Consider the following 12945-nt stretch of genomic DNA (forward strand, 5'->3'; position numbering starts at 1 on the left):
GCATCAAGGGGAGTGACGCCATGGCAGATTTCGACCCGCGCAATGCGGACTATCCAACCGTTCGGTATACAGCATCAGCCGCTCTAATGCTCGATACGCGCCCTCCGGCTCTATCCCAATTTGCGCCATCGTTAGGCACGCCCAATCTTGCCGCCACCAACACCGGCTTCACCATCACCTTTAATGAAGCCATCACCAAGGGCCAAGGGCTGGTGACCCTGAAAGGTTGGGGCGGTATCACCATTGAAACCTTCAATGTAGCCAGCAGTGGGCAAGTGACGGTCAACGGTAACACCCTGAGCGTTGCGCCCACCCGAGACCTGTTGCCCAACAGCTACTATTACCTGAGTATCAATCCGGGGGTAGTGCAAGATTTGTCGGGCAACAGTTCGATGGGCAGTTACCAATACGGCATCAAAACGGGTGCTGGCCCTGCAACCTCTACAGGGGCAGGGGCAGCAGGCAACAGCACCACGGTAAGCGGCGTGCCCGTCTCATTGGCAAGCCTGCTTGCAGGGTTGTCTGGTGGCAGCGCCGTTGACACCAAGGCACCCACCATTACAAAATTCGGCCCTGCCCCCAGCGCCGCGGGAGCTGCGCTAGAGAGCAACATCACCCTGAACTTCAGTGAGCCAGTGCTGCGTGGCACCGGAACCCTGACCCTCAAAACGGCGGCCGGGGTGGTGGTAGAGACCTTCGACGTTGCTGGCAGCGACCGCATTACTGTAGCGGGCAGCACTGTGACCATTGATCCAAGCGTAGCGCTGCTCCACGGCACGTCGTATTACTTTGCGCTGGAGTCGGGCAGCTTTCAAGACCTAGCCTTCAACCGGTATGCCAGTAGTGGGCCGTATTTGTTCAAGACTGTCCTAGAAAATGTGCCACCCACCGTGGTCACATGGAGCCCTGCCGATGGTGCAGCCAACGCGGCCCCTGATGCCAACATCACCCTGACGTTCAGCGAGGCCATTGCGCGCGGCACAGGCACCGTCATCCTCAAAACGGCTGCTGGTACGGTGATAGAGACCTTTAATGCGGCAACCAGCCCCCGCCTGCGCCTGAGCGGCGACACCCTGACCGTTGATCCGACGCTGCCTTTGCCCTACGACACCTCGTACTACTTGGTGTTTGGGGCGGGCAACGTCAAAGACTTGGCGGGCAACAGTTATGCGGGCACCAGCCAATATGACTTCAAAACCCTGCCCGACACCACCGGGCCAGTAGTCACCAAGTTTAGCCCTACCGATGCAGCGATCAATGTGGCGCGCAATGCCAATATCGTCCTTACTTTTGATGAACCCATTGTTCGGGGGAGCGGCAAACTCACCCTCAAAACTGCCGCTGGGGCTGTGGTCGAAACCTTTGATGCCGCTACCAGCAAGCTGCTGTCTTTAGTGGGCAACACCTTAACAGTCAACCCCACCGCCGATTTGGCCTACGGCACCAACTACTTTTTGGCGCTCGATGTCGGCTCGCTCAAGGATAAGGTGGGCAACAGCCACTTGGGTACCAGCGAGTACGACTTCACTACGCTGCGCGACACAGTAGCCCCTCTGGTCACACAATGGAGCCCGACCGATGGCGCTGGCAATGTAGCCCCCAGTGCCAATGTCGTACTGACCTTCAACGAGGCTATGGGCCGAGGCACTGGCACCATCACGCTCAAAACGGCTGCCGGAGTAGTAATAGAAACCTTTGATGCCACCAGCAGCGAGCGCATCACCATCGCGGGCAATACCGTCACCATCAACCCAACGGCTGATTTGGGCTACAACACGCAGTACTATCTGGTACTTCCCACCACGGTGTTGCAAGACACAGCAGGCAATGCCTATAAGGGCAATAGCTTGTACGATTTCCGCACTGCCAGCGATACCGTAGCTCCAGTGGTCACAAAATTTGGCACCCCCGATGGTGTAGCCACTATTGCCCGTGATGCCAATATCAGTGTTGCCTTTAGCGAGGCCATTGCACGAGGCGCGGGCACCTTGAGCCTCAAGACGGCAGCGGGTGCGGTGGTAGAAACCTTCAATGTTGCCACCAGCCCCCGGTTGACGATAGCAGGCAACACCCTGACCATCAACCCCAGCGCAGACTTAGCCAGCGCTACTTCCTATTCTTTAGGCCTGCCTACAGGCACGTTCAAAGACTTGGCGGGCAATTCCTTACTTGCCAAATCCTTGCTCATCGGCACCTTGGCGGCAGAAGTGACCTTGGTGGGAACCGACGGCAGCGGCGCAGGCGGCACAGCATAGCGGCGCTGGCCTGCGGGCGCTCTTGCTGTTATTGGCTGGTGTAGCGGGCCATACAGGCCTGCTACGCTTGCCGCCATGTTGCAAATTCTGGCCCTTACTACCCCCATCTACCTGATCATCACCTTGGGGTTTGGCTGTGTACGTGCAGGGTTATTTAACCGTGAGCAAATGGGGGTGTTGGGGCTGTTCTTGCTGCGCATCAGCCTGCCTTGCCTGATTTTTCGGGCCATTTCACAATACCGGCTCGACGAGGTGCTCAACCCCGGCTACTTGGCGGCGTATGTCTCAGGCTCTTTGCTGGCATGGCTGGGGGGCTTTGCCTATGCGCGCTGGTATTGCCGCCACGGGCGCAGCCGCAGTGCGCTCTATGGGCAGGCGATGGCGGCGTCTAACAGTGTGTTTGTCGGTTACCCAATTGCCCAGCCGCTGCTAGGGCCAGCGGCGGACATTGCCTTACCGTTGTGCCTGCTGACCGAGGTGGCTGTCATCATTCCCTTAACCATGGCGATGGCCGATGCCGGTGAGGAGCTGCGCTGGCAGCAATCTTTGGTGCAATCGCTACGCTCTTTATTCAAAAGCCCAGTATTTTTGGCGATTGCTGCCGGGCTGGCGTGGTCGGCCAGTGGTTGGGTTTTGGCGCTACCGGTGCAAAAAACCCTGACGCTGCTCAGTAGCGCGGCTGCGCCGGTAGCACTGTTCATGATTGGCGGTATGTTGGTCGGCCAGCCTTTGCGCGGTGCGGGGCGAGATTTGGGCGTGCTGGCCGCTGGCAAGTTGTTGCTGCACCCAGTGGCGGTGCTACTGATGATGGCCTTGTTGCCCGGTTTTGACCCACGCTTGCAGATGGCAGCCTTGGTTTTTGCCTGCATGCCGATTCCGGTGTTGTTGCCCGCCTTGGCACAACGCTATGGTTTGGCGGGGTTTTGTTCGGCGGCGCTGGTGGTGGCTACGGTGCTGTCGTTCATCAGCTTGAACAGTTGGCTAGCACTTGCACCGTGGTTGATGCAACAGATGTAAAACCAGTAAGAACGTGTTTACATGGCTTGCAGCAAGCCCCGCACGATATGGTCGGCATAGCGGCTGGCCACGGTGCGGATAAAGCGCGGAAAATCCACCACCGCTTGGTCATCGGCACGGTCAGAGATAGCGCGCACGGCAGCAAACGGCACCCCATAGTCGATACACACTTGGGCTACGGCAGCACCCTCCATCTCCACGGCCAGCACCTCGTGGCCCGCAGCCAGCAAGCTGGCCCGCAGGGCTGTGGACGCCTGCGCGCTGGTAACAAACTGGTCGCCACTGGCCATCAAACCGTAGTGCAGACGCGGCCCACCGGTGGGCGCAATCCATTCTGCCTCCAAAGAGGTGCCCACTTGGGCCACGCAAGATTGCGCCGCCGCAGACAACAACGCCGATAAGGCCGGATCGCAGGGCAAGCGCACGCCGCCATAGCCGGGCACCTGCCAGCGGGCAAACAGTGGCGTGGCATCCATATCGTGCTGCACATAGTCTTGCGCTATCACCACATCACCCACCTGCACCCCTAAGCCAAGGCCACCGGCTACACCAGTAAAAACGATACGCGTGGCGGCAAAGCGCTCAATCAGGGCGGTGGCGGTGGTGGCTGCCGCCACCTTGCCAATGCCCGATAACGCCAGCACCACCGGCTGCCCATGCAAACACCCCTGCCAAAACTGGCGGCCCGCATGGCGGATGCAAACCGGCTGCTCTAGGCTGTGGTGCAGGCCCGCCTGCTCTTGCGGCAAGGCACTCAAAATGGCGATGGTCATGCGGTAGGGGGTTAATCCGTGGTGATGGCTACGGGAAACATCGGAAACACCAGCCGCTGGTCTACTCTGGCGGCTGCTTGGCGCACAGCCGTGCGCAATTGATTAGCCCAAGCACGGCCCAGCTCACCAGAGCGCAAATAGTCGGCATTGTTGCCCCGGTTGGGCAACAGCAAGCGCTCATCCACCAAAGCCGTCACTTGCCAATAAGCGCCACCCGCCGTGGCATAGCGGTAGCTGATGTGGGCGTAGGGCTGGGGCAATCCGGGCTGCTGTGCCTGCAACCACTGTTGCAATGCTGGATGGTTTTGGGCCATCCAGTAGTCGCTGCGGTTGGCACCGCGTTTAAAACGCAGGCAGTCGATGCGTATCGGGCTGGCGTCGGCAGCGTCTTGCACCCACACATCGGGCTGGCGTGTGCAGGTGTCCGTCCAGAGTGTGGGGTCGAGCGCCGGAGCACTGCGGTGGTGGGTGCTTTGCAGCCACAACACCGCCTGCCAAGCATCCCCCCGGCGCAGGGCGAAGGTGCGGGTTTGCAGCGGCAGGGTGGCACCCAGTTCGGGCAGCAGGGGCCAGCTTTGCTCTGAGGCCCCCAAATCTTGCCAATCCCCCGCAGGCAGGGCCAGTTGCATATCGCCCACGGCATAACCGATTTGATCGGGTTGCAGGGGCGCGCAAGCGGCTAAAGCGAGGGGCAGCGCCAGCGCCACCACCACACGCCAGCCACCGGCGCGGCTGGCTGGGGCTGACATCAGTTAACCACCTGGGCCAGCTCGCCAGCAGCGTAGCGGGCAGCCATCACTTGCAGGTTGTGGCCCTTGACCTTGGCACCTTGGCCTTCGCAACCAAACTCGATGTAGCGTTGCTTGCAGATTTGCTTGGCGGCTTCACGGGCAGGCTTGAGCCACTCGCGGGCGTCAAACTTGTCGGGGTTTTCGGCCATAAACTTACGCACCGCGCCGGTCATGGCCAAGCGAATGTCGGTGTCGATGTTGATCTTGCGCACACCAAATTGGATGGCTTTTTGGATTTCTTCCACGGGCACGCCGTAGGTTTCTTTCATCTTGCCGCCGTACTGGTTGATGATCGCCAGCAGGTCTTGCGGCACGCTAGAAGAGCCGTGCATCACCAGATGGGTGTTGGGAATGCGGGCATTGATGGCTTGCACACGGCTGATGGCCAAAATATCGCCTGTGGGCTTGCGCGTGAACTTGTAAGCGCCATGGCTGGTGCCGATGGCAATAGCCAAAGCATCCAACTGCGTGGCCTTGACAAAGGCAGCGGCTTCTTCAGGGTCGGTCAGCATTTGGCTGTGGTCAAGCTTGCCCACTGCGCCCACGCCGTCTTCTTCACCGGCTTCGCCGGTTTCGAGCGAGCCTAGGCAGCCCAGTTCGCCCTCGACGGTAGCGCCAATTTTGTGCGCCATCTCAACGACTTTGCGTGTCACTTCCACGTTGTAGTCAAAATTGGCGGGCGTTTTGCCGTCTTCGCGCAAAGAGCCGTCCATCATCACCGAGCCAAAACCCAAATCCAGTGCGCCTTGGCAGATGGCAGGGGACGTGCCGTGGTCTTGGTGCATCACCAGCGGAATGTGCGGGTACATCTCAGCGGCGGCTTGGATCAGGTGCTTGATGAAGGCTTCACCAGCGTATTTGCGCGCACCAGCGCTGGCTTGCAAGATGACCGGAGCACCCACTTCGTCGGCGGCGGCCATCACCGCTTGTACCTGCTCCAGGTTGTTGACGTTGAAAGCGGGGATGCCATAGCAGTTTTCAGCAGCATGGTCGAGCAGTTCGCGCATCGAGACGAGGGGCATGGTCGTAGTCCGTTTGGAGGAGAAAAGAGGGGCCGTAGGGGCCGGGCGCAGCAGCGGGTGTCACTGCTGGGTAACTGTTGATTTTAGCGGGCCTAGGCTTTGGCCGATACCGGAAAATCCAGCCGGTAGCAGGTAGTGAAAGGTGCTGGCGCGGCAGCGATGCCAAAGCGGGCACCATGCACTTGGGCCACGCGGGCAATAATTTCTTGGCCTAGGTGCAGGCTGTCTGCGGGCTTGGCACCCATAGGCGCGGCCTTGGCCGCCAGCCCACGCGCGCCGTCATCACACACTTGTAACCATGGGCCAGCGTGTGCATCCATCGCTTGGCCGCATTGCACTTCGATCTGGGTGGTGGGGGGCGTGTGGCGCAGGGCATTTTCGATCAAGTTGCGCAGTGCCATCTCTAGCAGCACGGCATGGCCAGACACCAGCAGTTGCTCTGGCCCCTGCACAGCCAAGCTGTCTTGGCGCTGCCACGCAGCTTGGGCATAGTCGGCGGCCACCGTGCGTGCCAAGGCGGCCACATCCACCGGGCTGGCGCTGCCATGCCATTGGCCCCGGCTGGTGCGCGCCAACGCCAGCAACTGCTGCAAAACATGACCAGCGCGCAACGCATCGGTACGGATCAGCTCCAACGCTTGGGCTTGGGCCGGTACAGGCAAACCACCGCCCAAGGCTTGGGCCTGCAACACAATGGCCGCCAAGGGGGTGCGCAATTCGTGGGCAATGTCATTAGCCAACTGGCGCTCTCGCGCCAAGGCTACTTGCTGGCGAGCTAACAAGGTATTGATGGAGTCCACCACGGTATCAAACTCCTGCCAGTCGTGGTGTTGCTCTAGGCGCTTGGCCCCTTGTACATCCAATTGCGCCAACTCTTGTGATAACTGGTGCAGCGGGCGCAGGCCACGGCCAATAGCCAGCCCCAGCGCCAGCGCCACCACCGGCAGCAACCACAGCGCTGGTTCTACCATCTGCCCGGCAATATCGTGGGCCAGCCGGTCTCGGTCATCTAGCCGCACCATCACCATGATTTTGTGCGCTCGTGCCTCGTCCCAGTGGGAAAAACTGCGCCAATGTTGCGCCGCTGGCCCCAGTACCAGATTGGCATAGCCCTCCTCCAGCACAAAAGCGGGCACAGGGGCCTCGCCCACCTGCCAAAGCACTTGGCCAGCAGCATCCCACTGCACTGCGCTCAAGGACTGCTGGTAATCGTGGTTTTTGTGGGGTAATGCAGCCAAGGCACCGATCTGCGCCCGCGACCCAGGTATGGCCCCGGAGGGCACCTGCGCGCTTACGTCCAGCAGCAGCGCCGAGACGGTAGCCAACTGGCCATCGGTCAGCTCATCGGCCTCATGCACACCCGTGCGGTAGGCCAGTGCCACAAAGCAGCCCCACACCAGCACCAGCGCCCCTAAACTCCACAGCAGCAAGCGCTGGTTCAGGGAGCGCTGGCTGCTCACAGCGGCTCCTGTGGCATAAAGTAGCCCACGCCACGCATAGTCTGGATGCACTGGCTGCCCAGTTTGCGCCGCAGGTGGTGGATATAGACTTCAATGGCGTTGCTATCGACCACCGAATCCCAGTCATACAGGTGCTCTTCTAATTGACGCCGCGATAGCACCCGCCCCGGTGACTCCATCAGCAGGCGCAGCACCGCAAATTCGCGCGGCGAGAGTTCTACCTTTTGCCCATGCAGTTGCACAATGCGGGTGGCTGGGTTCAGTTCAATGGCACCGTGGCGCACCAAAGGCTGGGCGCGGCCAGCGGCCCGGCGCAGCAGGGCGCGCAGGCGTGCCTCTAGCTCATCCATGTCAAAGGGTTTGCTCAGGTAATCATCAGCGCCTTGGTCGAGGCCCGCAATACGCTCTTGCACGGCGTCACGCGCCGTCATGATGAGCACTGGGGTGCCTGCATCGGGCAGGGTGCTTTGGTTGGCACGCAAGCGTTGCAGCAGGATGCTGCCATCACCATCGCTCAGGCCCAAATCGAGCAGGACAGCATCAAAAGGCTCGGCGCGCAAAGCGGCCCAAGCCGCCGCAACGCCATCGCACACATCCACAGCATAGCCGCGCTGGCGCAGGTTACTGCGCAGGCCTTGGGCAATGCCCGTATCGTCTTCAACTACCAAAATTCGCATGGCCCGATTGTCGCTGTGCTGGCCTGAACCCGTCGACCACAGATTAAGAGCCGGTTAAGTGGCACCGCTTATTCTTCATCACCATGCAACCCTCTGCCTTAGCGCACGCACTGCCGCGCTCCGATACCCGCCCATTGGCCATGATGACCCTCACGGCGCTGCTGTGTCTGTTGCTCTGGGATGCAGCAGGCCAAGACCTCTGGCTGGCGCAAGCCTTTGGCAGCAGCAACGGCTTTGCCCTGCGCGACCACTGGTTGTTCCTGCAAGTGATGCACGAAGGTGCACGTCGCTTGGCTTGGTTGGTGCTGCTGGCGCTGACCATTGGCATCTGGTGGCCTTTTGGCGTATTGCGCAGTTTGCACAGCCGCCAGCGTGTGCAACTGGTCATCAGCGCACTGGCGGGGCTGGTGGTAATCAATGTGCTCAAGTACGGCAGCACCAGCAGTTGCCCTTGGGATTTGCAAGAGTTTGGCGGTGTGGCCCGCTATGTCTCGCACTGGGCCTTGGGAGTTTTGGATGGTGGCTCAGGACGCTGTTTTCCAGCAGGCCATGCCAGCGCCGGGTTTGCTTTTGTGGGGGGCTTTTTTGCCCTGCGCCACAGCCAGCCGCTAGCAGCCCGCTGGTGGCTGCTGGCAGCCATCAGCGCGGGGCTGGCGCTGGGCTTGGCACAGCAGGTGCGTGGTGCCCACTTTATGAGCCACACCCTTTGGACAGGCTGGCTGTGCTGGTGTGCCGCTTGGTTGTGCGATTTGGTGGCCCGCCAACTGCCGCAGCGGGCCACAGCCTGATCAGGCCACCCGGCAGATTTTGAGCATATTGGTGCCGCCCGGTGCGCCCATCGGCTCGCCACAGGTGATGGCATAAACGTCACCGCTTTGCACAATGCCGCGCTCTTTCAGGCTGCGCTCGGCCTGCACCAAAGCGGTGTCGCGGTCAGCGCTGGTGTCCATGAGCAAGGGGCTAACATTGCGAAACAGCGCCATGCGCCGCTGCGTAGCCACTTTGGGTGTGAGCGCATAAATCGGGATATGGATGCGGTGGCGGCTCATCCACAGCGCAGTGGAGCCGCTATCGGTCATGGCGACAATGGCTTTAGCGCCCAAGTGGTGCGCCGTGAACAAAGCCCCCATCGCGATGGATTGGTCAATGCTAGAGAAGGTACGCCGAGAAAAATCGGCGTCCAATTGCACATCTTCTGCCGCCTCGGCAGCAGTGCAGATGGTAGCCATTTCTTGCACCGTTTGCAGCGGAAATCGCCCGGCAGCAGTCTCGGCACTGAGCATCACGGCATCGGTGCCATCGAGCACCGCATTGGCCACGTCACTGACCTCGGCACGGGTAGGCACCGGGTTGGTAATCATGCTTTCCATCATTTGCGTGGCGGTAATCACCACCTTGTCCATGTCACGCGCCATGCGGATCATCTTCTTTTGCAGCGCAGGCACGACAGCATTGCCCACCTCCACGGCCAGATCACCCCGCGCCACCATAATGCCATCGCTGGCGCGCAAAATTTCTTCCAGCCGGGGGATGGCCTCGGCGCGCTCAATCTTGGCAATCAGGCTGGGGCGGTGGTTCAGCCCGGCAGCAGCCACATGGCACAGTTGGCGCGCCATTTCCATGTCGGTGGCATTTTTCGGAAAGCTCACGGCCACATAATCGGCTTGGAAAGACATCGCGGTTTTGATGTCATCCATGTCTTTGGCGGTCAGAGCGGGAGCCGTCAAGCCGCCGCCCTTTTTGTTGATGCCCTTGTTGTTTGACAACTCGCCACCCAAATGCACAGTGGTGTGGACTTGCTCACCACGCACAGCATCCACCGTGAGCACAATCAGGCCATCGTTGAGCAGCAACAGATCGCCGGGTTTAACATCGCGCGGCAGCTCTTTGTAATCGAGACCGACGCCGCCAATATCGCCCAATTCAGTGCGCGAGGCATCGAGCACAAAACTGGCCCCCGGCACCAGCTCTACCTTGCCTTCGGCAAACTTGCCAACACGGATTTTGGGGCCTTGCAGGTCGGCCATGATGGCTACCTCGCGCCCGGCACGGCGGGCCGCTTCGCGCACGGCGGCAGCGCGGTCAATGTGGTCTTGGGCCTTGCCGTGGCTGAAGTTCAGCCGCACAACATTCACCCCGGCAATGATCATGGCTTCTAGCATGTCAATATCGCTAGAGGCTGGGCCAAGGGTGGCTACGATTTTGGTGGCACGGCGCAACATAGTAAGAGCACTCTCTGAACAAAGGGATAAAAAAAAGGCCGTCTTCAGACGGCCTGCAAGAAAATCATGCCTGCCCCTGCTGATGCACAGGAGCGGTGCCGTGGCAGGTCAGCGCGGCACTTGCAGCAGGCGCTGCACATCGCGGTCATTGGGCAGGGCGTAATCGTGGCCCCGGATGATGCGGCTGTCTTCGGTACGCACCAGCTTGAGGCTGATATAGGTAAAGTTGGCCGCTGCCGAGTAGGTACCCACCAGCACCAGCGAGGCGTTGTGGCTGCGGGCAATGTCTTTGATCTCGCGTGAGAGCAGCAATTCGCCAGCGCCTTCACGCACAAACACGTCGCCGCGCAGCTTGATCTCTTTGACGTTAAAGCCCGTGGCCGCCATGTGCGAAGCGTACTGCTCCGACAGCGTACGCCCCAGCGGAGCCGAGCGGCTCAAATCATTAACGTTGACCACGGTAGCCACCAACACCGGCCCTTGGCCAAGGCTGCTGAGGTCAAAACCAGCCGTGAGTTTGGCCACGGCATCACGGTTGCTGTCCAAAAACTGGCTGGCAGCAGCCTCTTCGTAGGTTGGGCCTACGCGCACGGGCACCGTGCTGTTCCAACACCCGGTTAGCAGCACCGAGGCTGCGGCCAGCGCCACAAGGGAAGGAAGGCAAGAGAGCTTCATTGGGCCACCACCTTCATGTTGATGTTACGGTAAGACGGGCGCATAAACAGCGGGGTATCGACGTTTTCGAGGTAATAGACATCGGTTTTACGCACCAGAAACTGTCCGCCTTTGGCGACGGTAGTGGTCAGAATCATTTCGGTATGGGTGGGGCCACCTGAGTTGATACTGGCTGCATAGTCAGCCACCCCAGTCAAGCCCAAGCCCGCCAGCAATTGGGCATCAATGTGCTCATAGCGTAGACCGTAGGCGGCCATCAAGCCTCCAGCCAACATCGTAAACTGGCCCGGAATAAAGTGGGGCCGATCACTGTTGTGACGCACCACTTGGGTGTGGTAGCTCACCTCCAAGGCAGGCCCCGGCGCTTGCATCACGGCAGCACCACTTTGCACCAGCTCGGTAATCAAAAAGTCGCGAAATGCCAAATCAAAGGCACTGGCTTGGGCTGGGGCCGAAACATACAGTGGCGTAGCCGGTGGCATGCCCAAGCGCTCTAACGAGCCCAAGGTTTGCGCGACCACATCGCGCGACAATAAATCCCAATGCCCCGCAGAGCGCACCTTGGGCTGTACTGTGAGTTCAAAATTTTCTGCCAGAGGGATCGGCGATTTCGCGGCGCACCCCACCAACGCAGCCACAGCACCCGCTACCAAGGCCGCGCCGATTGCTCTTGCAAATACCATGATTCCCTCCTGCTGATAGGCGGGTGCGAGGCGTACAACGCCCGGCACCGACCTGATGAAAAAACGATTCTGGGTGTGTAGGCTGGGAAAAACAAGAAAAATGTTGTTTTTGCCACCACCGTGCTCCACCCAGATGGCTCAAGCCTGCACTGCGCGCTGCTGCAAGATGTCAAAAGCGGGCAGCAACTTGCCTTCGAGCACCTCTAAAAAGGCACCGCCGCCGGTAGAGATATAGCCCACTTGCTGCTCAATGCCGTACTTGGCAATGGCCGCCAAGGTGTCACCGCCACCGGCAATGCTAAAGGCAGGCGATTCGGCAATGGCTTGGGCAATGGTCTGGGTGCCGTTGGCAAAGGCATCAAACTCAAACACGCCCACCGGGCCATTCCAAACGATGGTGCCCGCTGCCTTGAGCTGCGCCGCCAGCTTGGCGGCTGTTTCGGGGCCAATGTCCAAAATCAGGTCGTCTTCGGCCACATCGGTGGCCGCCTTGACGGTGGCGGGCGCATCGGCAGCAAAGGTCTTGGCTACCACCACATCGGTGGGCACCGGCACGTCGGCACCACGGGCCTTCATGGCCTCCATCACGATACGGGCCTGCTCAACCAAATCTGGCTCGGCCAGACTTTTGCCAATCGGCAGGCCAGCGGCCAGCATAAAGGTGTTGGCAATGCCGCCACCGACGATCAACTGATCGACCTTGTCGGCCAAACTTTGCAAAATGGTGAGTTTGGTACTGACCTTGCTGCCCGCCACAATGGCGGCCAGCGGGCGTTGGGGTTGGGCCAAGGCTTTGGTCAGGGCGTCAATTTCTGCCGACAGCAGCGGGCCAGCACAGGCGATGGGGGCAAACTGGGCAATGCCGTAGGTGGTGCCTTCGGCGCGGTGGGCAGTGCCAAAAGCATCGTTCACAAAGATGTCGCACAGGGCGGCCATCTTGCGCGCCAGTGCTTCTTTGTTTTTCTTTTCGCCCACATTGAGGCGGCAGTTTTCGAGCAGCACCACTTGGCCGGGCTGCACCTGCACGCCATCGACCCAATCAGACACCAGCGGCACTTCGCGGCCCAACAATTCAGACAGGCGTGCGGCCACTGGAGCCAGCGAGTCTTCAGGCTTGAAGGCCCCTTCGGTAGGGCGGCCCAGATGGCTAGTGACCATCACCGCAGCACCGGCATCTAGCGCCTGCTGGATGCAGGGCACCGAGGCACGGATGCGGGTGTCTTCGGTGATGCGGCCCGTGTCGTCTTGTGGCACGTTCAGATCAGCACGGATAAACACACGTTGACCACGGACTTTGCCTTGGGCACACAGGTCGGAAAAGCGAAGAATGTTCATAACGGGACGGTAAGCGAGAAGAATCTGTTGCAAGC

At 60.2% G+C, this 12945-nt stretch carries 12 protein-coding genes; 3 read left to right on the top strand and 9 right to left on the bottom strand.

The features are described 5' to 3' along the window. Positions 1–20 precede the first annotated feature (20 nt). Both BMX55_RS09490 and BMX55_RS09495 read left to right on the top strand, forming a co-directional pair. The gene (locus BMX55_RS09490) at positions 21–2255 is read left to right on the top strand and encodes an Ig-like domain-containing domain (protein WP_091456514.1); all 2235 of its coding nucleotides are present in this window, start codon (positions 21–23) and stop codon (positions 2253–2255) included. 75 nt (positions 2256–2330) lie between these two features. Then, positions 2331–3272, top strand: a complete 942-nt coding sequence (locus BMX55_RS09495) for an AEC family transporter (protein ID WP_091456518.1) — start codon at positions 2331–2333, stop codon at positions 3270–3272. A 17-nt stretch (positions 3273–3289) separates the two neighbouring features. Here the strand turns inward: BMX55_RS09495 and BMX55_RS09500 are convergent, their stop codons facing one another. The 5 genes from BMX55_RS09500 to BMX55_RS09520 all read right to left on the bottom strand — a co-directional run bounded on the left by BMX55_RS09500 (position 3290) and on the right by BMX55_RS09520 (position 7995). Next, positions 3290–4045, bottom strand: a complete 756-nt coding sequence (locus BMX55_RS09500; RefSeq protein WP_091456521.1) for a 5'-methylthioadenosine/adenosylhomocysteine nucleosidase — start codon at positions 4043–4045, stop codon at positions 3290–3292. Positions 4046–4056: 11 nt separating this feature from the next. After that, a complete protein-coding gene (locus BMX55_RS09505; RefSeq protein WP_091456524.1) occupies positions 4057–4794 on the bottom strand; it encodes a hypothetical protein in 738 nt (245 codons plus the stop codon). Further along, positions 4794–5858: a class II fructose-bisphosphate aldolase gene (gene fba, locus BMX55_RS09510; RefSeq protein WP_091456528.1), complete on the bottom strand. Its 1065-nt coding sequence runs from the start codon at positions 5856–5858 to the stop codon at positions 4794–4796. The genes BMX55_RS09505 and fba overlap by 1 nt, the downstream gene beginning before the upstream one ends. Before the next feature lie 92 nt (positions 5859–5950). Continuing rightward, a complete protein-coding gene (locus tag BMX55_RS09515; RefSeq protein WP_091456531.1) occupies positions 5951–7318 on the bottom strand; it encodes a histidine kinase dimerization/phospho-acceptor domain-containing protein in 1368 nt (455 codons plus the stop codon). After that, on the bottom strand, positions 7315–7995 hold the full coding sequence (locus tag BMX55_RS09520; RefSeq protein WP_091456533.1) for a response regulator: 681 nt from the start codon (positions 7993–7995) through the stop codon (positions 7315–7317). Before BMX55_RS09520 ends, BMX55_RS09515 begins: the two co-directional genes overlap by 4 nt. Positions 7996–8078: 83 nt before the next feature. On the opposite strand from BMX55_RS09520, the gene BMX55_RS09525 reads away from it, so the two are divergent. Next, a complete protein-coding gene (locus BMX55_RS09525; RefSeq protein WP_091456537.1) occupies positions 8079–8783 on the top strand; it encodes a phosphatase PAP2 family protein in 705 nt (234 codons plus the stop codon). Here the strand turns inward: BMX55_RS09525 and pyk are convergent, their stop codons facing one another. From pyk to BMX55_RS09545, 4 genes are all read right to left on the bottom strand, one after another. Continuing rightward, the gene (gene pyk / locus BMX55_RS09530; protein WP_091456540.1) at positions 8784–10217 is read right to left on the bottom strand and encodes a pyruvate kinase; all 1434 of its coding nucleotides are present in this window, start codon (positions 10215–10217) and stop codon (positions 8784–8786) included. A gap of 108 nt (positions 10218–10325) precedes the next feature. Continuing rightward, positions 10326–10892 carry a FlgO family outer membrane protein gene (locus tag BMX55_RS09535; RefSeq protein ID WP_091456543.1) on the bottom strand — a complete coding sequence of 189 codons (567 nt, stop codon included), beginning with the start codon at positions 10890–10892 and terminating at the stop codon, positions 10326–10328. Then, positions 10889–11575, bottom strand: coding sequence for a hypothetical protein (locus BMX55_RS09540; protein ID WP_091456795.1), 687 nt, complete (start codon positions 11573–11575; stop codon positions 10889–10891). Before BMX55_RS09540 ends, BMX55_RS09535 begins: the two co-directional genes overlap by 4 nt. A 138-nt stretch (positions 11576–11713) precedes the next feature. Continuing rightward, positions 11714–12910, bottom strand: a complete 1197-nt coding sequence (locus tag BMX55_RS09545) for a phosphoglycerate kinase (protein WP_091456546.1) — start codon at positions 12908–12910, stop codon at positions 11714–11716. Positions 12911–12945: the final 35 nt, after the last annotated feature.

It is taken from the genome of Giesbergeria anulus, assembly GCF_900111115.1.
Lineage (GTDB): Bacteria > Pseudomonadota > Gammaproteobacteria > Burkholderiales > Burkholderiaceae_C > Simplicispira > Simplicispira anulus.

What these genes read in the sequence shown, in the direction of transcription:
- BMX55_RS09505 (WP_091456524.1), bottom strand. Translation starts at nt 4,794, where the DNA reads ATGTCAGCCCCAGCCAGCCGCGCCGGTGGCTGGCGTGTGGTGGTGGCG.
- BMX55_RS09520 (WP_091456533.1), bottom strand. Translation starts at nt 7,995, where the DNA reads ATGCGAATTTTGGTAGTTGAAGACGATACGGGCATTGCCCAAGGCCTG.
- BMX55_RS09490 (WP_091456514.1), top strand. Translation starts at nt 21, where the DNA reads ATGGCAGATTTCGACCCGCGCAATGCGGACTATCCAACCGTTCGGTAT.
- BMX55_RS09500 (WP_091456521.1), bottom strand. Translation starts at nt 4,045, where the DNA reads ATGACCATCGCCATTTTGAGTGCCTTGCCGCAAGAGCAGGCGGGCCTG.
- BMX55_RS09540 (WP_091456795.1), bottom strand. Translation starts at nt 11,575, where the DNA reads ATGGTATTTGCAAGAGCAATCGGCGCGGCCTTGGTAGCGGGTGCTGTG.
- BMX55_RS09545 (WP_091456546.1), bottom strand. Translation starts at nt 12,910, where the DNA reads ATGAACATTCTTCGCTTTTCCGACCTGTGTGCCCAAGGCAAAGTCCGT.
- BMX55_RS09525 (WP_091456537.1), top strand. Translation starts at nt 8,079, where the DNA reads ATGCAACCCTCTGCCTTAGCGCACGCACTGCCGCGCTCCGATACCCGC.
- fba (WP_091456528.1), bottom strand. Translation starts at nt 5,858, where the DNA reads ATGCCCCTCGTCTCGATGCGCGAACTGCTCGACCATGCTGCTGAAAAC.
- BMX55_RS09495 (WP_091456518.1), top strand. Translation starts at nt 2,331, where the DNA reads ATGTTGCAAATTCTGGCCCTTACTACCCCCATCTACCTGATCATCACC.
- pyk (WP_091456540.1), bottom strand. Translation starts at nt 10,217, where the DNA reads ATGTTGCGCCGTGCCACCAAAATCGTAGCCACCCTTGGCCCAGCCTCT.
- BMX55_RS09535 (WP_091456543.1), bottom strand. Translation starts at nt 10,892, where the DNA reads ATGAAGCTCTCTTGCCTTCCTTCCCTTGTGGCGCTGGCCGCAGCCTCG.